At 45.2% G+C, this 25,917-nt stretch carries 23 protein-coding genes and 1 pseudogene; 21 read left to right on the top strand and 3 right to left on the bottom strand.

Annotation, left to right across the window (positions count from 1 at the left end):
- Positions 1-25: 25 nt before the first annotated feature.
- A complete protein-coding gene (locus ACFO3D_RS06250; protein ID WP_390293900.1) occupies positions 26-559 on the bottom strand; it encodes a phospholipase D-like domain-containing protein in 534 nt (177 codons plus the stop codon).
- Between the two features lie 190 nt (positions 560-749).
- Between ACFO3D_RS06250 and ACFO3D_RS06245 the strand changes: the two genes are divergently transcribed.
- On the top strand, positions 750-1,520 hold the full coding sequence (locus ACFO3D_RS06245; protein WP_390293898.1) for an acetoin reductase: 771 nt from the start codon (positions 750-752) through the stop codon (positions 1,518-1,520).
- A 157-nt stretch (positions 1,521-1,677) separates the two neighbouring features.
- Entirely contained in the window at positions 1,678-2,133 is a 456-nt protein-coding gene (locus tag ACFO3D_RS06240) for a hypothetical protein (RefSeq protein WP_390293896.1), read from the top strand.
- Positions 2,134-2,200: 67 nt separating this feature from the next.
- Here the strand turns inward: ACFO3D_RS06240 and ACFO3D_RS06235 are convergent, their stop codons facing one another.
- Positions 2,201-3,148, bottom strand: coding sequence for a threonine ammonia-lyase (locus ACFO3D_RS06235; protein WP_390293894.1), 948 nt, complete (start codon positions 3,146-3,148; stop codon positions 2,201-2,203).
- A 149-nt stretch (positions 3,149-3,297) separates the two neighbouring features.
- Between ACFO3D_RS06235 and ACFO3D_RS06230 the strand changes: the two genes are divergently transcribed.
- The 10 genes and pseudogenes from ACFO3D_RS06230 to ACFO3D_RS06185 all read left to right on the top strand — a co-directional run bounded on the left by ACFO3D_RS06230 (position 3,298) and on the right by ACFO3D_RS06185 (position 15,568).
- A complete protein-coding gene (locus ACFO3D_RS06230; protein WP_390293892.1) occupies positions 3,298-4,521 on the top strand; it encodes a M20/M25/M40 family metallo-hydrolase in 1,224 nt (407 codons plus the stop codon).
- 46 nt (positions 4,522-4,567) lie between these two features.
- A complete protein-coding gene (locus ACFO3D_RS06225) occupies positions 4,568-5,137 on the top strand; it encodes a Maf family protein (RefSeq protein WP_390293890.1) in 570 nt (189 codons plus the stop codon).
- Between the two features lie 178 nt (positions 5,138-5,315).
- Positions 5,316-6,011 carry a FadR/GntR family transcriptional regulator gene (locus ACFO3D_RS06220; protein ID WP_390293888.1) on the top strand — a complete coding sequence of 232 codons (696 nt, stop codon included), beginning with the start codon at positions 5,316-5,318 and terminating at the stop codon, positions 6,009-6,011.
- A gap of 53 nt (positions 6,012-6,064) precedes the next feature.
- Positions 6,065-7,357, top strand: coding sequence for an Nramp family divalent metal transporter (locus tag ACFO3D_RS06215; protein ID WP_390293886.1), 1,293 nt, complete (start codon positions 6,065-6,067; stop codon positions 7,355-7,357).
- Positions 7,358-7,461: 104 nt separating this feature from the next.
- Positions 7,462-8,655, top strand: a pseudogene (gene lhgO / locus ACFO3D_RS06210) (L-2-hydroxyglutarate oxidase).
- A gap of 410 nt (positions 8,656-9,065) precedes the next feature.
- Complete coding sequence (locus ACFO3D_RS06205; RefSeq protein WP_390295472.1) at positions 9,066-10,412, top strand: aminotransferase family protein; 1,347 nt, start codon at positions 9,066-9,068, stop codon at positions 10,410-10,412.
- Positions 10,413-10,436: 24 nt separating this feature from the next.
- Positions 10,437-12,080: an amidohydrolase gene (locus ACFO3D_RS06200; protein WP_390293884.1), complete on the top strand. Its 1,644-nt coding sequence runs from the start codon at positions 10,437-10,439 to the stop codon at positions 12,078-12,080.
- A 4-nt stretch (positions 12,081-12,084) separates the two neighbouring features.
- Complete coding sequence (locus ACFO3D_RS06195) at positions 12,085-13,536, top strand: sodium:solute symporter family protein (protein ID WP_390293882.1); 1,452 nt, start codon at positions 12,085-12,087, stop codon at positions 13,534-13,536.
- Positions 13,537-13,768: 232 nt separating this feature from the next.
- Entirely contained in the window at positions 13,769-14,530 is a 762-nt protein-coding gene (locus ACFO3D_RS06190) for a transposase (RefSeq protein ID WP_390293880.1), read from the top strand.
- Positions 14,531-14,656: 126 nt separating this feature from the next.
- Complete coding sequence (locus ACFO3D_RS06185; RefSeq protein WP_390293878.1) at positions 14,657-15,568, top strand: DMT family transporter; 912 nt, start codon at positions 14,657-14,659, stop codon at positions 15,566-15,568.
- A 14-nt stretch (positions 15,569-15,582) separates the two neighbouring features.
- Here ACFO3D_RS06185 and ACFO3D_RS06180 read toward each other — a convergent pair whose 3' ends face one another.
- Entirely contained in the window at positions 15,583-16,035 is a 453-nt protein-coding gene (locus ACFO3D_RS06180; RefSeq protein WP_390293876.1) for a hemerythrin domain-containing protein, read from the bottom strand.
- A gap of 76 nt (positions 16,036-16,111) precedes the next feature.
- Here ACFO3D_RS06180 and ACFO3D_RS06175 point away from each other — a divergent pair, with 76 nt between their 5' ends.
- From ACFO3D_RS06175 to ACFO3D_RS06135, 9 genes are all read left to right on the top strand, one after another.
- Positions 16,112-17,731 (top strand): helix-turn-helix domain-containing protein, encoded by a 1,620-nt coding sequence (locus ACFO3D_RS06175; RefSeq protein ID WP_390293874.1) that lies wholly within the window; start codon positions 16,112-16,114, stop codon positions 17,729-17,731.
- 83 nt (positions 17,732-17,814) lie between these two features.
- Complete coding sequence (locus ACFO3D_RS06170) at positions 17,815-19,266, top strand: aldehyde dehydrogenase family protein (protein ID WP_390293872.1); 1,452 nt, start codon at positions 17,815-17,817, stop codon at positions 19,264-19,266.
- A 15-nt stretch (positions 19,267-19,281) separates the two neighbouring features.
- Positions 19,282-20,202, top strand: a complete 921-nt coding sequence (locus tag ACFO3D_RS06165; RefSeq protein WP_390293870.1) for an NAD(P)-dependent oxidoreductase — start codon at positions 19,282-19,284, stop codon at positions 20,200-20,202.
- 71 nt (positions 20,203-20,273) lie between these two features.
- On the top strand, positions 20,274-21,476 hold the full coding sequence (locus ACFO3D_RS06160; protein ID WP_390293868.1) for a M20 family metallopeptidase: 1,203 nt from the start codon (positions 20,274-20,276) through the stop codon (positions 21,474-21,476).
- 40 nt (positions 21,477-21,516) lie between these two features.
- On the top strand, positions 21,517-22,332 hold the full coding sequence (locus ACFO3D_RS06155; protein WP_390293866.1) for a DUF3100 domain-containing protein: 816 nt from the start codon (positions 21,517-21,519) through the stop codon (positions 22,330-22,332).
- A gap of 28 nt (positions 22,333-22,360) precedes the next feature.
- Positions 22,361-22,789, top strand: coding sequence for a hypothetical protein (locus tag ACFO3D_RS06150; RefSeq protein ID WP_390295470.1), 429 nt, complete (start codon positions 22,361-22,363; stop codon positions 22,787-22,789).
- A gap of 128 nt (positions 22,790-22,917) precedes the next feature.
- Positions 22,918-23,643, top strand: a complete 726-nt coding sequence (locus tag ACFO3D_RS06145) for a (Fe-S)-binding protein (RefSeq protein WP_390293864.1) — start codon at positions 22,918-22,920, stop codon at positions 23,641-23,643.
- Positions 23,644-25,077 carry a LutB/LldF family L-lactate oxidation iron-sulfur protein gene (locus ACFO3D_RS06140; protein WP_390293862.1) on the top strand — a complete coding sequence of 478 codons (1,434 nt, stop codon included), beginning with the start codon at positions 23,644-23,646 and terminating at the stop codon, positions 25,075-25,077. It abuts the gene before it with no gap.
- Positions 25,070-25,783, top strand: a complete 714-nt coding sequence (locus ACFO3D_RS06135) for a LutC/YkgG family protein (protein WP_390293860.1) — start codon at positions 25,070-25,072, stop codon at positions 25,781-25,783. The genes ACFO3D_RS06140 and ACFO3D_RS06135 overlap by 8 nt, the downstream gene beginning before the upstream one ends.
- Positions 25,784-25,917 lie beyond the last annotated feature (134 nt).

Here is a 25,917-nt window from a genome sequence, read left to right as displayed (position 1 = left end):
TTTCTTTGACCTTTATCAGCTGTAACTAGGCGTATTTCTTTAGATTCTTGGATTCATAGTTTTTGTAATTGATCTTGTCGTTCCACATTTTCTCAAACTTCGCCGACCATTCCCCGGCGATTTCTTTATTATCCAGGATAATTACAACTTCCTCGTTATTAAACTCCGCGTTATAAGTGAAATTATAGGAGCCGGTAGTGGCTATTTTTTTATCGACAATCATATTTTTTAAGTGCATATTTCCCTTGTATGTATTAACTTTGATGGGAATTCCGCAGTCTACCAGGGTATCAAGAGCCCTGTCATTATCTTTGTCGGTGATAATCCGCACTTCGACTCCTCGTTTAGTTGCATTGCAAAGATGGGCGATAATCTTTTTTTCGGTAATATAAAAAACTGCCGCATCAATGGTGTTTTGGGCATTATCAATTAGGTTGGTGAGTTCTTCCCGTGGGGAGGCATCGGATTTGGAAAAATAATACCGTAACTTACTTGGACGACTCACATCATTATTTTTAAAGTAATAGTAAACCGAGGATACGGCAGCTCCTGTCGCCACCGCGGTTCCAATTGTAATAAAAGTGTTAATTAGACTTTCCCCCTTATGTTTGTTTTCTTAACTTTACGTTGGAGTGGGATTGTCTTATTACAGGTGTAGGGCTTGATGAGCATTCTGTCTCTAACGTTTGTCGGGCAACCTTACCGGGAAGAGCCGTAATATAGGCAATTCTTTTAAAGGAGTGAACGGAATGAGTAAAGTTGCAGTAATTACTGGAGGAGCCCAGGGAATAGGAAAAGGTATTGCGGAACGATTGGGAACGGATGGTTTTAAGATAGTAATAAATGATATGAATTTAGATTTGGCAAATGAGACAGTTGATGAATTTAAGAAAAAGGATATTGATGCAATTGCTGTTAAGGGGGATGTCTCCAAACAGGATGATCAATTCAAGACAGTGTCTGACGCGGTAGAAAAGTTTGGTTCGGTGGATGTTTTTGTTAATAACGCAGGAATAGACCAAGTTGAACCACTTGAAGAAGTGACACCGGAGAATTTGGAAAAGATTTTTAATGTCAACGTGTTTGGTACATTATACGGTATTCAAGCGGCGGCGAAGCAAATGAAAGAACAGGAAGATGGCGGAAAAATCATTAACGCCTGCAGTATTGCCGGAAAAACTGCGTTTGAATTGTTAGGTGCGTATTCTTCCACTAAATTTGCTGTGAACGGACTCACACAGGCCGCGGCAAAAGAATTAGCGCAGCATAAAATTAAAGTCAATGCTTATTGCCCGGGAATTGTCGGAACTAGTATGTGGGACCGTATTGACGCTAAAATGGTTGAATACAAAAACATGGAACCGGGACAAGCATGGGAGGAACAGGTTAAACAGATTCCGCTTGAACGGTCCCAAACTCCGGAAGATGTTGCAAACCTTGTCTCTTACCTAGCGTCATCCGATTCAGATTATATGACAGGACAGGCTATCAACATTGATGGCGGACTCGAGGTCCACTAATTCTTTTCGCAAAATAAACTCACCCCTCTATAGAGAGAGGCTATAGAGGGGATTATAGTCTCCAATTGTTTAACAATGAAGTGATGGTGGTACAAGAATAGTATAGAAAACACTAGCAAATATCTTTTCATAAAGAAAAAGAAGGAGATGATCCTTGATGCAAGCAACTCAGGAGAAACAAGAAAAGAGTCTATTTCTTAAAGGTGTAACAATAGGTGCTGTCGTGGGCGGAACTGCCACATTACTGAATAAGGATACACGCCAAAAAGTGAAGCAAAATCTCAGTAGTGTAAAAGGAACCGTGTCAAAAACTACAAGCAATGTAAAAGAAAATCCACGGGAGACCAAGGATGACTTAATGACAAAAGCTAAGAATGCAGCTGGCGTTTTAAAAGAAGCTGTAGACAGCGTGCAAAAGATTTATGATAAGGCAAATGATGAAATTGTGGACGATGTAAAAGAGGTCAAGAAGGACTCTGAAATGGCAGTCCAATCAGTGAAGGAAATCAAACAGGACTCCAAAGACGCGTTGAATACGGTTAATGAGACCAAGCAGGATTTAAAGTCTGCTGGAAGCAAGGCTAAACAGGCTAAAGATGAATTGGCAAAATAACTATGAGGAAAGCGTTAGTTCAGGAATGAATCCGAACTAACGCTTTTTTTTGCAGTCGTAGTCCAACTTATGGCAGCAACTGCTCCAATTTCCGTACATCTACATTACCGCCTGAGATAACGCACGCTACTCGTTTCTCGCGCACTCCAAGTTTATCAAACATAGCTGCGGCGATTCCTACAGCGCTAGAGGGCTCTATTAACTGTTTCATGCGTTCGAGTACAAAAAAGAGTGCCTGCTGGATTTCGGCTTCACTCACAAGTACAAGGTCATCCAAGTATTTTTGCACAATAGGAAATGTCATATCACCAGGCTGGCTCGATCGTAATCCATCGGCAATTGTTTGTGTTGCCGGTATAGAAGTGATTTTTCCTTTTTTAAGCGAAAGATAAGTATCCTGCGCTGTTTCCGGTTCTGCTCCAATTATTTTTATCGATGGCTTCGTTTCTTTGATGGCTGTCAGAATTCCGGAAATAAGTCCACCACCGCCAACGGGTGCAACGACTACATCAACCTCTTCAAGTTGCTCCATTATTTCCAAGCCGACGGTACCTTGGCCGGCAATGATATAGGGATCGTCATATGGCGGGATGAACACACCATTCTTTTCCTCGGCCAATTCCTTCGCGCGCGGTATTCTCTCTGCAGAAGTTGTCCCACACTCCTCAATTTCACCATTATATCCCCGTATCGCGTTCAACTTACTGATGGTGGCATCTTCAGGTACTACGATAGTTGCGGGAACGTTAAGTTTATTGGCGATATAGGCAACCGCCTGGCCATGGTTCCCGGATGAAGCTGCTGTAATAAACGTTGCGCCGTCCTTCACCGCATGCTTAACCTTATTCGTCGCGCCCCTGATTTTGAACGATCCTGTTTTCTGGAGGTGTTCACTTTTTAAAAATAGTTGGTTTCCACATAGAGAAGAAAGTTCTTTAGAGGTCAGGATGGGTGTTTCATGGATAATATCAGCTATCTGTTCTCTTGCCTGATTGACATCATTTACTGTTACCAAAGGCATGGCTCCTCCCATATTATTACTGTTCTTTTTATTATAGTTAATGAGTCTATCTTTTAGAAGAAGAAAGGCGTAAGAGGGGGATTTAGGGTTCTTTTCTGGTAGAATGGTTTTAAAATTGGCACAGTAACGAAGGGGAGGATTACATGATTTCATCGCACGTTAAAGATACATATGAAAAATTACAGGGGAATCCAACAGTAAAAAGGGCGCTGGATTTTATTGAGGCGGATCACGACAGGACGGTTAAGGAGCAGATTGAAATTACGGAAATTCCGGCGCCTCCTTTTAAAGAGGAGACACGAGCAAAAAGTTACCTACAGAGACTTCAGGAGTTAGGGCTTGAAGATGTCCGAATGGATAATGAGGGAAATGTTTTTGGCTTACGACGTGGTAGCGGGAAGGGGCCTAAAGTATTTGTTTCCGCGCATCTGGATACAGTATTTCCAGAAGGTACTGATACGACTGTTAAGGAGAAGGATGGCATCCTGTATGCACCCGGAATCAGTGATGACACACGAGGGCTGGCAGAGTTGCTTTCGATTGTGCGAACTTTTCAGGAATTGGATCTGCCGAATACAGGCGATATTATTTTTGGCGGAACAGTTGGCGAAGAAGGCGCCGGCGACTTACGAGGTGTAAAAGCATTTTTTAACGAGCATGATGATATAGACGGGTTTTTGTCTATTGATGGGCCATCTGATGCGGGAGTTGTTTATCTGGGAACTGGAAGCTACCGGTATAAAGTGACGTATAAAGGACCAGGCGGACATAGCTTTGCAGCGTTTGGATTGCCAAGTGCCACGCATGCTCTTGGACGAGCAGTTGCCGGTATCTCGGATTTGGAAACGATAGATGACCCGAAGACAACCTTTACTGTTGGCGAGATAAGCGGCGGTACTTCCGTAAACGCAATAGCAGCGGAAGCGAGTATGTCTGTTGATTTGAGGTCGAATGATCAGGAAGAACTGGATAAGTTGGAGCAACAGGTTTTGGCGATTGTTGAGAAGGCTGCGAAAGATGAGAATGATAGGTGGGGGAGCGACAAGATAGAAGTGGTGATTGATCGATTTGGAAATCGTCCGCCGGCATTGCAGGGTGATGATGATGTTATTGTACAGGCTGCGTGGGCAGCTATCGAGGCGGTAGGGAGAGAACCGCGTTTGTCAGGTCCTGTAAGTACGGATGCTAACATTCCGATGAGTCAGGGAATACCATCGCTTGCCATTGGAATAGGCGGTGAAGCCGGGGAGTGGCATACCCTGAACGAATGGTATAACCCGAACGACGCTTATGTTGGCGTACAAAAGAACCTGCTCACACTCTTAGGATTAGTTGGAGTAGAAGGCGTGACTGAGCCGTTGTTATAGGGACATGGGGTCAGACCCCGCTGTCCCAGTTAAGGAGGTTTTTGTAGTGTATAAACTTATTTTAGCTTCATCGTCTCCAAGACGACAGGAATTGCTGAATCAAATTAATATACCTTTTACGGTTCGAAAGCAAGACGCAGATGAATCGCTGATCAAGACATCTGACCCGCGGGAAAAAGTGGAACAACTTGCTCTGCTGAAAGGTCGTCATGTAGATATTTTAAGTGAGAATGAAATTATCTTGTCAGCTGATACAGTTGTTTCTTTTCAGAATAGGATATTTGAAAAGCCAGCGAGTGATGAAGAGGCGTTTGAGATGCTCTCTTCCATGAGCGGGCGGGTGCACGAAGTTTATACGGGTGTTATGCTTCGGACGCAGAATAAAGAGCGGGTGTTTGTAGAGAAAACATCCGTGGAATTCTGGCCGCTCACAGACCAAGAAATCAACCAATATATAGCAACCCGGGACCCTTTCGATAAAGCAGGCGCATATGGCATTCAGAGTGAAGGCGCTGTTTTGGTGAAAGGTATATCAGGTGATTATTACAATGTGGTCGGATTACCTGTATCCCGGGTGGTGAGGGAGTTAAGAGATATTGGTGATTTTTTTAGTTAGATAAATACCAGGCATGTAATCATGCTTGGTTTTTTTAATGCTTCGCCAACTAGTTACGATTTGTTAATCTCTTAAATTTCCGAAAAATCCTTGAATTGAAAACGCTGTTATTCTATAATAAACTGAACTGGACCACCCACTTTGCCACTTAGTGGAGTGAAGGGGGGATGGCATTAAAATGGATTTTTTGCCTGTTAAAAAGAAACGGATATATCAGGAAATAATTGAGCAGTTAAAACAAAAGATTGAAGAGGGGGAGATTTGCTACGGTGAGAAATTACCCTCGGAGCGCATGTTAGCGGACAAACTTTCCGTATCGCGTACTTCTGTGAAAGAGGCTTTTAGTGTACTGGAGTCAGCAGGCGTGGTTGAGATCAGACAGGGCAGCGGTGTATATCTACGGAAGAACAGCCATGAGGATATGATTTCAAGGATCAATGCAATCATTCATGGGGTGGCAGTCGACATAGTTGAACTGATGGAATTCAGGCTGGCACTGGAACGCGATGCTGCCTATTATGCAGCAGAACGTGGGTCTGCAGAAGAAATGGAGAGCATATATGCAGCATTCCGAAATTTGGAGAGTGCCGTGGAGAAAAACAATATAGCGGCGGAAGAAGACTTGGCATTCCACATGACAATTGCCCGAGCAGCCGGTAATTCGGTTACAGAGCGTGTTATGTTAATGCTGTCAGACCAAATCAGGGAAGGGCTGATTGAAAGTAGGGCAAGAACCCTGAAAATACCGGATCAAAGCCGTATTGTATTAGAAGAGCACCGTGCAATTTACGAGGCAATCAAAAATGGAAACGCTATCGAAGCACGACGCGCAATGGACAGACACTTAGAGGCAGTTAAACAAAGATATCTATAAAAGAACAGGGACGAGGGGTCAGACCCTTATGTCCCAAATGGGAGGTAAGTGAAATGAATGCAGAGACTATTGATCAAAACGTAGAACCGAACACTACTGGTTCACCTAACCCCCCATCGACTTTCAAGGGGAAACTTAAAATGGTTGGTCCGGGGTTTGTAACTGCGGCAACCGGTGTTGGTACTGGTGACCTGATTGCAGCTTTAGTTGCTGGTGCAGGATTTGGGACGACTTTAATATGGGCTATAATTGTAGGTTCCATTTTTAAATTCTTTTTCACTGAGGGAATGGGTCGCTGGCAATTGGCAACAGGTAACACAATTCTTGAAGGATTTCATTCGCTCGGAAAATGGGCAACAGGATACTTCGGTATATATTCCGTATTGTGGGGATTAAGTTATGGCGCGGCGGCGATGTCGACCAGTGCGATTATGATGGTAACGATGTTCCCGATAATGCCGTTATGGGCATGGGCTATTCTTCACGGGCTCGCCGGCATGGCGCTTGTTTTGACTGGTAAGTATAAATTATTTGAGCGCGTTATGACCGTAATGATTGGTGTCATGTTTATTACGGTTGTCGGTTCAGCCGTTATTCTTGTACCAGATATCGGGAATATCATAAGCGGGCTGGTACCTCGGACTGGCGATGGATCGCTATTGCTTGTTATGGGTCTTCTTGGTGGTGTCGGTGGTACGATCACCATGGCATCCTATGGTTACTGGATTCGTGAAAACAAATGGGAAGGTAAAAAGTGGGTTCCTATGATGAAATTGGACTCCGCTGTCGGTTATGTTATTACAGCAATTTTTACTGTTTCCTTACTCGTTGTTGGTGCGGAATTCTTGTTTGGAACTGGGATTGAAATTAATGGGGAAGAAGGGCTCGTAACCCTTTCCAACCTGTTCAGCGAGGAATTCGGTGAACTTGCACGCTGGATGTTCCTGATTGGGGCATGGTGTGCGGCGTTCTCATCCTTGCTTGGTGTATGGAATGGTGTACCATACCTGTTCGCAGACTTTGTGCGGATTGTACGCAATAAAGGTAAGCGGTCTGATAAACCGGTATCTGAAAAAGATCCAGCATACCGTGCATACCTTCTGTGGCTGACATTCCCGCCGATGCTGCTGTTATTCTTCGGTAAACCAGTATTCCTTGTTATTCTGTATGGTGCACTCGGAGCACTATTCATGCCATTCTTGGCGCTTACACTAATGTGGTTATTAAACTCAAACCGTGTAGACGCTGGGTTTAAGAACGGCTGGATTGCAAACACCGTGCTAACCTGCTGTGTACTCTTATTCGGATACCTAGGAATCATCGAACTAATCGATATGTTTGGATAAGCAGAACGGGACAGGGGACAGGCACTCTGTCCCTCTTTTTAGGTATGAAGGCTGGGACAAGGTGCCTGTCCCCCTGTCCCAAATCATCAAGGAGAGTGGATTGGATGTTTGATTATGCGATTATTGGTGGGGGAATTATTGGGCTTTCTGTTGGGATGGAACTCAGTAAAAAGCACCCTAATGCCTCGATTATAATTCTAGAGAAAGAGGATGGGCTTTCACAGCATCAAACTGGTAGAAATAGTGGTGTGATTCATTCAGGAATTTATTATAAACCAGGAAGTCTGAAGGCAGAATTGGCCCGCAAAGGTAACCAGCAGATGGTCGAGTTCTGTAATTAGCATGGGATTAATTATGAACAATGCGGGAAAGTGATTGTTGCAACTAAAGAAGAGGAAATACCGCTGCTGGAAAACCTTTATCAGCGGGGGCTGGAAAATCAGCTTGATGTTGAAAAGATATCAGTGGGGGAACTTCATGAAATCGAACCCCATGTGAATGGGATTGCAGCAATACGAGTACCCAGTACTGGGATTGTTGATTACAGTGCGGTTTCAGCAGCATTTGGGGCGCAGATCATGCAGAATGGTGGTGAGATTTCACTCAGTACTGAGGTGAAAGATATCCATGTTTCAGGGGATTATGTAGAGATTGAAACCAACAAAGGTATCATCGAAAGCCGCTACCTCGTTAACTGTGCGGGATTATTCTCCGACCGGGTCGCCAAGATGGCCAACATTAAGACTGACCTAAAAATTATTCCGTTCCGCGGGGAGTATTTTGAACTAAAACCGGAGAAGCGCCATTTGGTTAAACATCTTATTTACCCGGTACCTAATCCTGACTTCCCATTTCTCGGCGTCCATTTTACCAGGATGACTGATAGTAGAATTCTGATTGGCCCCAATGCTGTCTATAGTTTTAAGCGTGAAGGGTACCGGAAATCGGATTTTCATTGGAAGGATTTTTTAGAAGGTACAACATACCCGGGGTTTCTGAAGCTTGCCCGGCGGAATATGACAGAAGGGCTGAAAGAGATGGTTCGGTCGTACAGCATGAAAGCTTTCATAAAGGATGTGCAGCGTTTCATTCCAGAGATTACCGAGGAGGATATTATGCCGGCCAAAGCCGGAGTACGTGCTCAAGCGCTTGATAGTGACGGCAATCTGCTAGATGACTTTGCGATCATTCAAGACAGGCGGGCAGTACATGTCTGTAACGCACCGTCTCCAGCAGCTACCGCGTCAATCGAGATTGGAAAAGAAATAGTGAATAGAATGGAGCGAGTACCCTTTTAGGCGAGGAGTGGGGGACAAGGGGACAGACCCCCATGTCCCATTTCCTTCTGGGACAAGGAGCCTGTCCCCATGTCCCATTCCGAACCCCGTGATTTGTTGCATCGACTCATCCTTTCTAGCTTTATTTTTGCTATCATACTAGCATCATTAACGAAAAATGTCATTCTTCAACCTGTTTTGTATTTTCTGAATATCATTTGACAGTTAATAAAGTTTTTGGTAAATTGTTAACAATAAAAAAAGTAACTGTGAAATCTAATTGACTCTGCTGGAGAAGTAGAGCAATCGCCTAGATTAAAGCCAGTTATATAGATGGGGGCAATAACCTTTATTTGCTCCTGTCCATATTTCTGGCTTTTTGTCTTACTGTGGCGAGGAAATAAATCGGAGGAGGAGTCAGTGTGGAGCATTTGGAGCATTTAATAGAACTGGATAAAAAGCATTTTATCCATCCTACATCGTCTATTCAGCAACAGCAATCAGATGGGGCGAAAGTTGTTATGGAAAGCGGGGATGGCATTTACTTGACCGACAAAAATGGCAACGTTTTCATTGATGCCATGTCGTCTCTTTGGAATGTGAATGTGGGGCATGGAAGGGAAGAACTGGCTGAGGCAGCGGCAGAACAACTCAAAAAACTAGCATTCAGTTCTTCCTTTTCTACATTCAGTAATGAACCAGCAATACGTCTGGCTGAAAAAATTGCCAGTCTTGCACCTGCTGGGTTGAATGCTGTTTTTTTCACATCAGGAGGGTCGGAGTCAAATGACTCGGCGATTAAACTGGTTCGCCATTACTGGAAAATTCAAGGCAAGCAGGAACGCAGAAAAATAATTGCTCTAAAACGTGGTTATCATGGCGTAGCTGCGGCGTCGACCAGTGTGACAGGCATTCCGGAATTCTGGGGAATGGCCGGACATATGCTGACCGACTTCACCCACGCGGACACTCACTATGAGAATGGGACAGACAAGGCAATTGCGTCGCTGCAGGAGACCATTGAAAGGGAAGGGCCTGAAACGATTGCTGCTTTTCTGGCTGAACCAATCCAGGGCGCTGGCGGGGTTCTTTTCCCACCTGAAGGTTATCTGAAAAAAGTTCGCGAGTTATGTGATGAATACGGCATTCTGTTTATTGCCGATGAAGTTATCACGGGTTTCGGTCGGACCGGTAAGATGTTCGGCATGGAACACTATGGTGTAACCCCAGATTTGATGACGTTTGCTAAAGGAGTTACCAGTGGTTATATACCGCTTGGCGGGGTGATTGTCTCTGATCAGGTTCATGACGTTCTGAAGGAGAAATCAATGGGAACGCTGTTTCATGGATTTACATACAGCGGCCATCCAACCGCAGCGGCAGTTGGGTTGAAAAATATTGAGATCATCGAGCGGGAAGGTCTGGTGGAAAATTCCCGGCGTATGGGCGAAGAGCTGTTGAACGGCTTCCGGAAGATTAAAAAAGAATTAAATATTGTCGGGGACGTCCGGACAATCGGCTTGCTTGGTGCAGTCGAGCTTGTGGAGGACCCGGATACCAATAAACGGTTCGCAGCTGATATGAAGGTCGCACCGAAAGTGATTGAGGCGTTACACGAGCGTGGTGTAATTTGCCGGGCGGTGACGTATGAAAGCACTGATATCATCTGTTTTTCCCCGCCGCTTGTCATTAATAACAAGGAAGTAGCTGACATGACCGACAAGCTGCATGACGCGATATTATCCGTGCAAAACGAACTGGGGATAGTCAGGAGTTAAAAGAATATAGTAAGGGAGATGTGGATGGTGGAAGTGGCCGATTTAATATTTATTAATGGAAATGTAATTACGATGGATGAGACGGTACCGAGAGCCGAGGCAATTGCCGTGCGCGATGGCAGGGTTATTTTCACAGGGGACTCAGAAGGGGCGCTTGCCCTAAAGGGTGATGCGACTGAGGTAGTTGATTTAGAGGGGAAAACAACGATGCCCGGGTTTATCGAAAGTCATATTCATCCTACTTTATACGGGTTGAATCTGTTGGAGCTTGATTGCCGTCCTGCCAATATGGAATCCATTACCGATATCCTGGAGGCTGTCAGTGAAGCCTCTGAGAAGGCGGAAGAGGGCGAATGGATTCAAGGCTGGGGCTGGGATGATAGTAAGTTGCTCGAAAGGCGAAATCTGACACGGTGGGACTTGGACAAGGCAGCTCCGGACCATCCGGTAATTTTGAAACGAACCTGCGGGCATATGGCGGTCGTCAATTCAAAAGCTTTGGAAGTTAGCGGGATAACCGAGTCCACAGAATCACCAAAAGGTGGGCATCTTGAACGGGATAAAGAAACCGGCAAGTTGACGGGTCTATTACAGGAAAAGGCACAGGGGATGGCAGCTGTTCCGGAGTACGGTTTTGACGATATGGTCGAGGGGATGAAGCTTGCCCAGAAGGATTTTGCCAAGTGGGGTATCACTACGGTACATGACATGTCCAATCAGAAGCATGATCTTCAGGTGTATCAATATATGCTTGAAAATAATGAATTGAACGTTCGTGTGCGACCGTGGATGTGGGCGATTGATCAGAATGGCTGGACGGGGTCATTGGATGAGGTGCTGAAGGTTGGTCTGCGTAGCGGTTTCGGCAATGACATGATCCGGATTCAGGGGACTAAGTTTATGCTTGATGGGAGTGTCGGCGGCAGGACAGCTGCTGTGGCTGAACCTTATGAAGGAGGTGACAAAGACAGTACAGGTATTTTATATAACACGGTGGAGGAAATTGCCCCATTGATGAAAAAATCACTTGAGGACGGACTACGAGTGGCGATTCACGGGATTGGTGAGCGAGCAATTGAGGTTGCGGTGAAATCATTTGAGCTAGCGAATGAGACGCTGGATATTACGAAGATGCGTAACCGGATTGAGCATGTTGGTCTTCCGACAGACGATCATCTGGAACGTATGAAAAAACTCGAGCTGATTGCGGCTTCGTCAATAGGATTTCTTTATCATATTGGGGACAGTTATTTGAAAAACCTCGGACCGGAGCGGATTAAACGTGCTTATCCGCATAAGTCTTTCAAGGAATATGGAATTAAGGCACCAGGCAATTCGGATCTGCCGGTTACCAACGGCAATCCATGGACAGGCATCTATACTGCGGTAACTCGCAAAACAATTAGTGGACAGGTGCTAGATGAAGTGCAGAACATTTCTGTCGAGGATGCTTTAAAGGCTTATACGAATGATGCAGCGTACAGTTCGTTTGAGGAAGATTCGATTGGTGTTTTGAAGCCGGATGCCAAGGCAGATATTATCGTGGTTTCCGGGGATCCATTTGAAGTGGATGTTGAAGAGTTAAAAGATATTAAAGTTGAACAAACGTTTATAAATGGAAAACAGGTCTTTAGCAAATCCAAAATCCCAGAAATGACGAAAGGTTGATAGGATGTTCAGTGGTCAGGAAAAATTATTACTTGGTGTAATCATTATCGCATACTTCTTTTTCCTGTTTGGTTTTTCAGTGTTTATCAGTAGAAGAATCAAAACGTATGATGATTATAATGTTGCTGGAAGAACCGTTTCGATTTTCCCGATTATTTTAACGTTTGTAGGTACTGCGATTGGTGGGGCTACACTGCTTGGATTCATGGAAAATGGATTCTTGTTCGGTATGGGACAGCAATGGCTCAATATCGGGTTGTTATTCACCGGAGTTCTGATGGCGTCCTTTGTAGCCAAGAAAATCAGACAGCTTGGTGAAAAGCATGATATGGTGACGATTGGTGATTTTACCGCACTTCGTTATGGAGAAAAGGCGCGGATTCCAACGGTGATAAGTATTCTGGTTGCCTATTGTGCGATTACCGGGATGCAATTTGTGGCCATTGCTACGATTCTAAATCTGACGATTGGACTGAGTTTGACAACGGGCATCGTGCTTAGCTGGCTGATGCTGACTGTAAAAACATACTTTGGCGGCATGATGTCGGTGATATGGCAGGATGCGGTACATGGGACAATCCAGACAGTCGGCGTTTTTGTACTGTTTGTTGTTGTACTGATGATGGCTGGTGACTGGTCTGCCATGGCGGAAAATGCGCGGTCCCTCGGTGAATCCGGTAATTTGAGTCTTTTTGGAATTGCCCCTTCTGAGGTGCTGATTTATGTGCTTACAATCGGGGGTTACCAGTTTGTCAGGCAGGACCTCTGGCAGCGGTATTGGGCAGCCAACAGTATGAAGACAGCAATGACCGGGTATTGGACATCCATCTTCGTAGGTTTTCTGGTCGGTGCGGTTGTAATGGCGATAGGTGTGATGGCGAAATACGGGCTGGGTATTCAGAATATCGACTCGGCGCTGATATTTTATGAAACAGTTGCACATGTCTTCACGTTCCCAATGGTTGTTGTAATGATTATTGCGCTTCTGGCAACAGTAATTTCCTGTGCCGATTCATTCTTTATGGCTAGTTCATCGTCGATTATTAACGATTTGATCAGGCCACGGATGAAAGGCAATGAAGGAAATAAAGTATTGCTGAGGTACAGCCGGATGTCGGTGGTGCTGGTATCGGTGTTAGCGCTGGGGCTCGCATTGTATATTCCGCAGCTTGTCCAGTTGTGGGTGACAGGGACAGCGATGCTGGTATCCGGGTTGCTTGCGCCGGTATTATTCGGACTCTATTGGAAGGGTGCCACCCGGACCGGTGGAATAACATCCATGTGGGTGGGTCTTGTGATAGCTGTTGGATGGCAGTTTGCTGGACATCCATTCGGACTTCACCCGGTGTTCATCGGATTACCAGTATCCATCGTAACCCTGCTGGGCGTATCATTTGCCACACAAGCAAGCGAAACAGAAGATATCGAAGACGACACCGTTACGAAATTAGTTTGATTGGGACGGGGGAACAGGCTCTCTGTCCTAGAGGCTGTGGTGGGACGAGGGGTCAGACCCCTTTGTCCCATTTTTTTTGAATAAAAAGCAGGAAAACAGCTAAAAAAGTAGAATAATATATTCTGAACGACTTTATCCTTTTACACTTCTTCCTAAAGATTTATCTCCTTCCTTTGAAAGTCATTTCTCACCGTTTTCCAATTTAAATATTAATAGAATAGGGGGTGCGTCATTGCCAAGAAACCCAAGAAAAAGGGCGCACAGTGGTGTGTATCATGTCATGCTGCGCGGGATTAACAAACAAATCATTTTTGAGGATAATCAGGACCGATTTAGACTGTTGGATACAATTCAAGAGTGCAAAGATCGGTACGGGTTTAATTTGTATGGATACTGTTTGATGGATAATCATGTTCATCTGCTGATTCGCGAGAGGGAAGAAAGTATATCGAGAGTAATACAATGGCTAAGCGCAAGTTACGTTTACTGGTATAATAAAAAATATGAACGAAGTGGCCATCTTTATCAGGACCGGTTTAAAAGTGAAACCGTTGAAACGGCTTCCTCCTTCCTCAGAGTTCTGCGCTATATCCATCAAAACCCTTTGAAAGCTGGGCTAGCAAGGGATGTTTTCAACTGTAATTGGACCAGCCTTAATGAATACATGGGTCGTGGTCATCTGGTTGATGTGGATTTTGGCCTCCAATTATTTTCCTCTGAACGAAAAGCCGCAGTTCGCTTGTTCTCCGAGTATATGAGTGAAACAAACGATGATGAGTTTCTGGATAACCATTCATTAGTCAGGGTGGCTGATGCTGATTTAGCCACATATATGCTGGAACTGGGTATTCCTAGTGGGAATGTCCTTCAGCAGATGGATAAGGTTGAGAGAAATGTTGTGATTCGGAAGATGAAACAGATAGACGGGGTGTCTCTCCGGCAGTTGGCCCGTGTAACGGGGATATCCAAAAGTGTGCTATCTCGACTGAGATAGGACGGAATGGAGTCGGGGTGCTGGTTGGGACTAGGAGAACCGGGACAAGGAGCCTGTCCCCTTGTCCCACCATCATTAATGTTGTAGAGTAGTAGAATCAGTGATAGAAATCAGGTGAAAACTCGGATGGTTAAAATCTATATTCTGTTGACTCTTGTCATGTTAATGTGGGGACTGAATGTTTCTGCTTTGAAGGTGTTGGTTGAAGCGGTGGACCCGATGCTGTTAACCTCGTTCCGGATTATGGTGGCAGGGATTGCTGTTCTAATAATCTGCTCGGTTATGGGGATATTCAGGCTGCCGCACAAACACGAATGGCTTATCATTTTCTACATATCTGTTTTTAACGTAATTCTTCACCATACAACGGTGGCGATCGGTATCGACATGACTACCGGGATAAATGCCGCTTTAATTCTGGGCATGATGCCGCTTGTTACGGTAATGATGACGGTAGTGTTCCTGCGTGAGCGAGTGGTTTGGCTGCGAATTCTCGGCTTCCTGTTTGGTTTCACCGGTGTAGCCGTAACTACGCTTGCTGGTAAGGGCGGACTTGCGGCAATTTCAATCGGGGACCTGATAGTATTTATTGGGGTGGTCGTACAGGGATTTAGCTTTGTTCTAATCAGTAAGTTGAAACCTACATTTGATCCTAGATTGGCAACTGGATATATGCTGCTTATGGGTTCAATTTTTATTTTAATAGCCAGTTTAATTTCTGGTTCACCGGTAAAAGAAATCGGTTATTTATTCGACTGGAAACTTGGATTGATATTTCTGTTCAGTGCTGTGTTGGCGTCAGCATTTGGACATATGACGTACAATTACGCGATCAAAAAAGTCGGACCTGCAGAGGCGGCTATTTTCATCAATATGAATACACTCTTTGCGATTACTGGAGCGGCCATTTTTCTTAACGAGCAGATCACTATGAATCACGTTGTAGGCTTTGTTCTAATTTTATGTGGTGTATTCCTGGGGACAGGGGCCGTGGAAAATATAATCAATAAGAGAAGGCGAAGGGACATAGGGGTCTGACCCCGTGTCCCATTTTAGTGCAGGTACGGAGCGAGTTCCTGGAGTTTTTCCTCGGGCAGGGCCTGTTCTATCATTGGGAAAATAACTCGTTCTTCTTTCCGAATGTGAGTCTCCAGCAATTCGCCCAGCTGATGCATTTCGTCTTCGTTAATATGTTCCGGACTTAGCAATTCCTTCATTTTCGAACGTATTCTTACATGCTCGAGTAGCATCTCCGTAATTTCGGGCCGGTCCACTTCGGCATATTGAGCATACGCAGGTAAAAGAATTTCCTCTTCTTCCCGGAAGTGTTGCTGTCCATCAGGGTTCCAGAATTCTTCCGCATCCTTTAATATCTCTTCTACTGTTAAACGACTTTCTTCCGTACCAGCGCGCTTCAGTTTCAACGCCAGGTGCAAGCCGACCATATGGTGCCGCGAGAGGGGCTTTAATGATTCATGCCGTTTGATGCCCTTGTGTTTTGCCATTCAGGATTCCTCCTTTATGGGTGTTTTTGTCGAATGTTTAGGTAATGGGGATTGATGATGGATGGAGGGGTAGGAGATGACGCAGTATTTAAATTCTGAAACAGCTGCGAAATTGCTGGAATTAAATAAATTGCTTACTAAGTCACTGAAACTTGAAGAAGTTTTGCAGAATGTGGTCAATGCGGCAGGTGAACTCGTCGCAGTTGCGGATACCATTATAATTTATCTTTTGGATCAGTCAGATGGGAAGCTCCGGCTTGCTGAGGGAAAGGGGATTAATAATGATGCACTTAAGCAGGTTGCTTTTTCCCCTGGAGAGTCAATTGCCGGCAAGGTTTATTGTGAAAAGGCGCCGAAGTTATTTAGTTCTGAGCAGGAGATAGACTCGTTTATGTGTGATATGTCAGAGAAGAATTATCAATTTTACTTCACTGGCATCCATGAACGGAAAATTAAAAGCGCTTTTTGTGTCCCAATCCTTAATAAAGATCGCTGTCTTGGGGTGCTGGTGGTCGATAATTTTAAGCAGGACGGAGTATTTACCGGTGCAGATCTGCAGGTAATCCAGATTCTCGCCGAACAAAGCGCAATTGCTATTGATAATTCGTATGTTTATCGCAGTCTTAAGGAAAAGAACGATCTTCTCGCTCAAGCCGCCGATATGCATAATATGTACTATCGGATGATAATTGAAGGTGGGGGCGTTGACCAGATCGTCTCTTTGCTGGAGGCATTTACTGAAACTCATGTAACGTATCATGCCACGGAGCCTTACGCCGAAGATCATACGCTTTTTCCTATTGTTCGTGGAAAAGAAGTTCTTGGAACCTTAAAACTGGAAAGGCCTTTTCATACCTTCACACAAATTGAACAGGCGGCAATTGAACAGGCAAGCTTGGCGATAGCTATTGAACTGATGAAGGATCACGCCCTGCTGGCAAAAGAACTTCAGTTTCGTGAAGAAGTTTTTAATCAGCTAATGGAAGGGATCCCGGAGTATGATCTCGACCGTATTCTTCGTTATTTTGACTGGAAAAAAGAAGCGGCGATACAGTGTATGGTTATCGAGGGCAGGGAACGGCAATTATGGAAGCAGGACAAACTAAAGGATAAGGAATGGTTTATCCGGTCGATTGAGGAAATATTGACATCTATTTGTGGTAAAAGTCTTGTGTTAAGCCGAGCTTTCCAATTGATAATGATTTTTCCTGTAAGTGATAAGAAGACAACGGAACGGGTGATCAACCGGGTTGACGCAAGTTTTGGAACTGGAGAAATACTTTTTGGTGTCGGCCGTGAAGCATCTGTTTATCAAATAGGTACTTCGTATAAAGAGGCAGTCCGTTCGCTTAATTATGCAAAAGCACGGCCGGGTAAGCAGGTTGTGGAGTATGCGAAACTTGGGATGGAGCGTCTTCTCTATGAAATTGATGGTTCGACAGCTGATATGTATGTGGAAGATAAACTTGGCGGGTTGCTCGGGTCTGAAAAGGTTTATTTGGAAACACTCCAGACTTTTGTGGAGCTAAACAAAAATCATAAAGATACGGCTTCAGCTCTGCATATCCATCCTAATACCCTTTATTACCGGCTGAAGCGGGTTGAAAAATTACTTAACATTGACCTGAATAATGAAAAAGAATGGCTCGATTTAGTAATCGCACTTCACTTATATGTGGCAGGCAACAAAAGTTAGTGAAAAACTTTGTTGCCTGCCATATTTATTTCCACTGTTCTAAGTTTTATAATAATTCAAAGCACCTACAAGGAGGGAAAACAATGGTTAACACCTTTGGAAATTACATAAATGGGAGTTGGGTTGAGTCATCAACTGGCAACACGTACAAAAGCATCAACCCAGCTGATACCGAAGAAGTGTTGGGTTATTTTCAATCATCAGATAAGGAAGATGTTGAGTCGGCAATCACAGCAGGTGAGAACGCATTCTCTGATTGGTCTTTAGTACCTGTGCCTAAACGAGGGGATGTATTATTTAATCTGATTCGACTTCTCGAAGACGACAGGGAGGAAATTGCTGAGCTTATTACCAGGGAGGTTGGCAAGACACACCATGACGCACAGGGTGAAGTCCGGAAAACAATTGAGGCGATGAAACAGTTCAGCGGGGAGGCGACACGGTTAACTGGTGAAACGGTTCCATCGTACGACAGTGATATATTCGCCTATACCGTTCGTGAGCCGCTCGGAGTAGTTGGTGTAATTGCGCCGTATAATTTTCCGCTGGGAATTGGGATTTGGAAAATAGCTCCGGCAATTGTGGCAGGAAATACGGTTGTTTTTAAACCGGCAAGCAATACATCGCTGATCAGCGTGAAGATAATCGAGCTGTTTGAACAGGCTGGTGTCCCGGCAGGAGTAATTAACATGGTTACCGGGTCTGGGAGCGTTATTGGTAAGGCAATCGGCAAACATCCGAAAATTAAGGCGGTGTCCTTTACCGGGTCGACAGAGGTTGGCATGGCGCTTGGAAAGTCGGTTACCAATCGCGGAGGCCGAATGCAGGCGGAAATGGGTGGGAAAAACCCATCAATTATTCTGGAAGATGCGGATATCGATGAAACTATTGAGAATCTTGTTATAAGCGGTTTCTTGGACAATGGGCAGCGTTGTACTGGAACCAGTCGTCTGATTGTTACGAAGCCGATTGCCGACGAGGTCATTGAAAAGCTTGTTAAGCGAGCTGAATCCCTTGTAATCGGAAACGGATTTGATGACGGAGTAGATAACGGACCTGTAATTGATGAAGCACAAATGAACCGCTATCTTCACTATGTTGGTCTCTCAGCCGAAGAGGGAGCCACCATTGAGTGTGGCGGCAAGCGGCTGACCGACCAGGGCAGGGACAAGGGATATTATGTGGCACCAACTGTAATCAGTAACGTAACCAGCAAAAACACCATTTTCCACGAAGAAATTTTTGCACCGGTGATCGCGATAACCGTTGTAGACACATATGAGGAAGCGATGGAAGTAGCAAATGACAGTGATTTCGGACTGTCATCCACCATCTACACAAAGGATTTGAAAAAAGCAATGCATTTCGTTCGTAACATTCAATCCGGCGTAACCCATGTAAACATCCCGTCCAATTATTTTGAAAACCAGTACCCGTTTGGCGGTAAAAAGGCTTCTAGTCTTGGCCCGCGTGAACAAGGTTCAACGGCGCTGGATTTCTGGACCGACTACAAAACTGTATATATGAAAGCATAGAAAGAAGGCATGACAATGGAAAAGATAGGCGTAATTGGGTGTGGGCTAATGGGAAGCGGCATTGCGGCGAATCTCTTAAAGAATGACTTTACCGTATATGTGTTTGACATAAACAAGGAAGCAGTGGAAAAGCTGGCAAAAGAGGGTGCGATCGCTGTTGAACAGCCTAAGTATATGGCCGGTGAGGTAGACGCAGTCATTCTTTCCCTGCCAACACCGGAGCTTGTGAAAAAAACAGTAGCGGATGATGATGCGGGGATCATCCACTTTATGCGGCAAGGCACCACCATACTGGATATGAGTACCAACGATGTGGAGGTAACAAGAAATTTATATCAGCTTGGTGAGGAAAAAGAAATCGAATTCTTCGACTGCCCGCTCAGTGGGGGCCCAACTGGTGCAGCAAATGGAACATTGACTGTAATGATCGGGGGAAAGGAAGAGGCATTTCCTGCCATCCTTCCAATTCTCCAGGCTATCGGCGAGCATATAGAATATGTTGGAGAAAGTGGTGCCGGGCAGACAGCCAAGCTTTGTCATAACATGGTTGTCGGCGGGGTGATCACGCTGCTGAGTGAAGCCTTTGTGACTGGGGAAAAAGCAGGCGTATCAAAAGAGACGTTGGCATCCATTTTACAAAAGGGATCAGCCCAAACCAGGGCGATGGATATTTTTGGCGTCAACATTCTGAAGGAGAACTTTTCCGAGTTGAAATTTTCCCTTGCGAATATGACGAAGGATATTCTTTTATATCGCAACCTGTCAGAAACCAGCAAAGTACCAGCATTGGCCAGCCAATCAGCGATTCAGCTATTCCAAATGGCCAATTACCAAGGCAAAGGAAACCACGATGCCGCAGCCGTATACGAGCTCTTCGCCGGGACAGAGGGTCAGACCCCCTGTCCCAGCAAGGGAGTAAAAAATTCGACAAAGTAAAATTTTCCATGGCTTTATCTGAATCTTTATATTAATATAAAGGGATAATTACTTAGAAGAGGTGGGCTATTATGGATAAGTTATATAAGGAATTGGACGGGGTTTATGAAGAAATCATTAAAATCAGACGATATCTGCATCAGCATCCGGAATTATCTTTTGAGGAAAAAGAAACTGCAGCGTACATCGCAGACTTTCATATGAAGCTTGGTCATAAAGTGCGTACCAATGTAGGCGGAAATGGTGTGCTTGCTTACCTGAAGGGTGATAAGCCTGGTCCAACGATTGCATTACGGGCGGATTTCGACGCACTCCCGATTCAGGAGCAGACAGATGTTCCTTTCAAATCCGTTAATGACGGGGTAATGCATGCATGTGGTCATGATGGACATACAGCAACATTACTTGGCCTTGCAAAGGTACTAAACTCCTTGAAGTCTGAGATTGAAGGAACGATTGTTTTTCTTCACCAGCATGCTGAGGAGCTGCCACCGGGTGGCGCGGTTTCGATGATTGAGGACGGCTGTCTGGATGGTGTTGATGCCATATTCGGTACGCATTTGCAGGCTCAGATGCCACTCGGAGAAATCGGTTATCGTACTGGTGCCCTTCAGGCTGCTCCCGACCGATTTGATATTAAGATTCAGGGGCAAGGAGGACATGGGGCGATGCCGCATGACACCAAGGATAGTATCGTAATTGGCGGGCAGCTGATCAATAACCTGCAGCAGATCGTCAGCCGAAGAGTCGATCCGCTCGATTCCGCAGTTGTTTCGGTTTGTAACTTTGTGGCTGAGGGACCGTACAATGTGATTGCCGATACAGCTGAACTGACTGGAACCGTACGCACATTTAAAGAAGAAACGCGTAGTTTCATCGAGCAGGAAATTGAAAATGTGGTGAATGGGACATGCGAGGTATCAGGAGCAAGCTATGAATATACGTACACTCGAGGTTATCCAACCCTGATAAATCACAAAGAAGAAACAGAATTTGTCGCAAAAGTTGCCACGGAAGTGCCAGGTGTGGCTAGCGTGGATGAAACACCGCCAATAATGGGCGGGGAGGACTATGCGTACTACCTCCAGCATGTAAAAGGAACGTTTTTCTTTACGGGGGCAAAGAGTCCGGACTGGGATAAAGCATATCCGCATCACCATCCGAAATTTGATATTGATGAGGAGGCGTTGCTGATTGCCGCCAAGGTCCTTGGTAAATCTGCGCTGGAATATATGAAAGAACATGCCAAACATTCATTGAACGAGGTTAGATAAAGAGTATCCATATTTTCACTATAAAAAGGGGGCAGAAAAAATGACTGAACAGACAATTAACATGTGGAAAGACTGGCGCTTACACGTTCTGGTTTTTGCAATTGTGATACTGACAGAATTTATTGGTATCCACGAGATCCCGGTAGGCGCAGGGGTGATTCTTTTACTGCCGATGCTGTACGCGGTGGTAATTGGGATTGGTCTATTTTTTACACCATTGGTAAAAGAAAAGCAGTCAATTAATGCCGAGCCGCTGGTATTTATATCGGTATCCATTCTGATTGCCAAATTTGGGGTACAGGCTGGTCCTGCCTTGCCGCAACTGATTGAAGCAGGTCCAGCGCTTATTCTACAGGAATTGGGAAACTTGGGGACCATCTTTCTGGCATTGCCGCTTGCTATTTTATTAGGACTAAAACGTGAAAGCATCGGGATGACTCACTCAGTAGGAAGAGAGCCAAACCTGGCGCTAATCACCGACAAGTATGGTCTATCGTCACCAGAGGGCCGCGGTGTTATGGCGATTTATATTTTCGGAACTGTATTTGGCTCCATTTTTATGGGACTAGCATCAGGGTTACTTGCAACCGTTACACCGCTCCACCCATATTCTTTTGCCATGGCAACTGGAATTGGCAGTGGTAGTATGGCAGCTGCTTCACTTGGACCACTTGTTGCTGCATTCCCGGATATGTCTGATACGATCACCGCATTTTCAGGGGCAAGTAATCTCCTTACTTCGGTTACAGGTCTATACGCCAGTATCTTCATTGGATTGCCGCTGACGGAGAAACTCTATAAGATTTTTACCGGAAGAAGAGACCGTAAACTGAATAAAAATTCAAAGGTGGTGTAAGGCGTTGAAAAATGTACAGGAATGGGTAATGCTATTTATTATTATTGGATTTATTGTACTTATCGGAAACTGGATTGGTTATGAGGTAATGCCGCTTGCTGCACTACCAGGAATTATTGTTCTTTCCCTGATCAGCCTGGTCGGGTTAATTATTCATAAACTGGTAAACTATCAGAAAATCCCCAGCATTGCCTATATTGGTATCCTTGCGTTTGTACTGACCATCCCGGGAGTACCCGGGTCCGAGCAGATAGTCGCCTGGACATCTGAGGTTAATTTGCTGGCGATCGCCACCCCAATCCTGGCGTATGCGGGTATATCGATTGGACGCTCATGGGCAGATTTTGCCAAACTTGGCTGGAAAACTATCGTAATCGGAATGTGTGTAATGATTGGGACGTACATGGGCTCAGCCATTGTGGCAGAAATCGTGTTACGCATACAGGGAATTATATAAAAAATAAAGGTGGACAGGTCCTGACGACTGTCCACTTTCCGCGTTTACTAGGGACAAGGGGACGGGCACCGCGTCCCGCTTTGCGGGACGGCGTGCCTGTCCCCCTGTCCCAAAGGAGGGATCTATATTTGAGAGTATCTTTATTTATTACGTGTCTTGGGGATTTGTTTTATGTGAATGCTGGGAAAGCCACGGTGGGACTACTTGAGCGGTTCGGGTGTGAGGTGGACTTTCCGGAAACTCAGACATGCTGCGGACAGCCTGCCTATAACAGTGGTTATCAGAAAAACACTAAGGATGCAGCCAAGAATATGATCCGGACTTTTGCGGATTCGGATTATGTGGTGAGCCCATCCGGTTCGTGTGTCTATATGCTTCATGAATATGAATCGTTGTTTAAGGATGAACCGGAGTGGAGAGAGAAGGCAAAGAGTCTGGCTGAAAAAGCCTACGAGCTGACTCAATTTTTAACCGAAGTCCTTGAAATCGAGGATACCGGGTCGAAATATAACGGAAAAGCTACATACCATACATCCTGCCATATGACACGTTTGCTCGGGGTGAAAGATGCGCCGTTTAAACTATTAAAAAATGTTCAAGGGTTGGAATTGATAGATTTGCCCAACCGGCAGGATTGCTGCGGATTTGGCGGGACATTTTCAGTTAAAATGCCTGCAATATCCGAGCAGATGGTCGATGAAAAAATAGAACATGTCAATGAAACTGAAGCAGAAGTCCTGATCGGGGCGGATGCTGGTTGCCTGATGCAGATCGGTGGCCGGTTAAGCCGAAAAGATAAGCCTATAAAGGTGATGCATATCGCCGAAATACTGAATAGCAGAGGTGATGATTAAATGCCGATGCATGTTGGCGAGAAGGAATTTTCTAATAGGGTCAGCAAAGGTCTTGAAGACGGCTTTATGCGGGGCGCGGTCCGGTCGGCCCAGGGGCGGCTTCAGCAGAACAAGGAGCGTGCAGCTGAGGAACTGGGAGATTGGGAAGAATGGCGAAACCTGGGCCAGGAAATCCGTCAGCATACCATTGAAAACCTTGATTATTATCTTGAACAGCTCAGTGAAAAAGTAGCCGAGCTAGGTGGTCATGTTTATTTTGCCGAAACAGCTGAAGATGCGAATTGTTATGTGAGTCAGGTAATTGCGAAAAAGGATGCCAAGAAAGTAGCAAAGTCCAAATCAATGGTGACCGAGGAAATTGCCTTAAACGACATTCTGGAGGAGAACGGCTGTGAGGTGGTGGAAACTGACCTTGGCGAGTATATTTTACAGATTGATGACCATGACCCGCCATCCCACATAGTGGCGCCGGCTCTCCACAAAAACAAGGAACAGATACGCGATGTTTTTCAAGAGAAACTGGGCTACGCGAGAACCGAGAAACCGGAAGAACTTACTCTATTTGCGAGGGAACAGCTCCGAAAGGAATTCCTTTCTGCCGATGTTGGAATCACGGGATGTAACTTTGCTGTCGCAGAGTCAGGGTCGTTTGCGCTTGTTACCAATGAAGGGAACGCCAGGATGGTAACCACATTACCCAAAACTCAAATTACTGTGATGGGCATGGAGCGGATTGTTCCCACCTGGGAAGAGCTTGACGTCCTGGTTAGTCTTCTCACAAGAGCGGCTGTTGGACAAAAGCTTTCAACCTATGTGACCGGATTGACCGGCCCGCGTGCTCCAGGGGAGGCAGATGGACCGGACGAATTCCACCTGGTGATTGTTGATAATGGCAGGTCGAAAATTTTGGGAACAGAATTTCAGGAAGCACTTCACTGTATTCGCTGTGCGGCCTGCATAAATGTATGTCCTGTATACCGGCATATTGGCGGGCATGCGTACGGATCAATTTACCCCGGCCCAATTGGAGCTGTATTGACTCCACTGCTGGGAGGCTATGATGATTACAAGGAACTGCCCTATGCTTCATCACTCTGCGGAGCATGCACGGAAGTCTGCCCGGTCAAAATTCCATTACATGAACAGCTGATTACCCACCGGCAAAAAATTGTGGAAGAGAAAAAGAAGGGCGAATTGGCAGAACGGCTTGCAATGCAGGCGTTTGAAAAAATAACCAGTTCAGCCGGGTTATTCCGGATTGCAACGAAAATGGCACCACTTTTGGCAACCCCTTTTGTCAGAAATGGAAAAGTTACGAATGGGCCTGGACCGTTAAAGGCGTGGACGGAAATTCGCGATTTTCCTGCCCCTGCCAATGAACGATTCAGGGATTGGTTCAAGAAACGAGAAAAAGGTGGGAGCAATCATGCCTAAAGGAGAGATCGTGAACAGGGAAACGTTTTTGGATAATATAGCTTCAAACCTGGGCCGAGCACGAAGGACAAATGAGGTGGTTCGCCCAGATTGGAATAACCAGATGCAATGGAAAGTTCTATCGGATCATACAGTAGATGAGTTGGTGGATGTCCTTGAAAAACAGTGTAAATCCATACACACTGACTTATACCGGACCACTCAGGCAGAGCTTGGAAGCGTATTGGCTAAAGTAGTGGAGGCGTATGGCGGGAAAACTGTCGTGACTAGCATGGATACCCGTTTCGATGAATATCAGCTGACAGAGGAATTTACATCGTGGGATGGGATTGCAATTGAACAATGGGATTCTACGAGGCCGGAAGCGAGTATCCGTCTTGCGGAAAGAGCTGATGTTGGAATAACTTTCAGCGATATTACACTAGCTGAGTCAGGAACAGTAATTTTATTCAGTGATGAAGGAAAGGGACGTTCGGTAAGTCTGCTTCCGTCAACTTACATTGCGGTTATCCCAAAAAGCACCATTGTGCCAAGGCTTACACAAGCCACTAGGCGAATCCATCAGCGAGTTGAAGCGGGAGAAGGAGTTCCAACGTGTATTAATTTCATCAGCGGACCCAGCAACAGTGCCGACATCGAGATGAATCTGGTGGTCGGCGTGCACGGTCCGATAAAAACCACATATATAGTCGTCGATGACCAGTAAAGAGCGGGACAGCGGGGACAGGCACCAAGTGGGACACGGTGCCTGTCCCCGTTGTCCCTTTTTATAAAAAATATTTGGTTTGGTATTGAATTATGGTGAATTTTGTCGATAAATAAGGAAAGGTTAATTTTTTC

This window comes from Virgibacillus kekensis (genome assembly GCF_042654125.1).
Classification (GTDB): domain Bacteria; phylum Bacillota; class Bacilli; order Bacillales; family Amphibacillaceae; genus Lentibacillus; species Lentibacillus kekensis.
The sequence above is the reverse complement of the archived record's forward strand: the minus strand, read 5'-3'. Positions and strand labels throughout refer to the sequence as shown.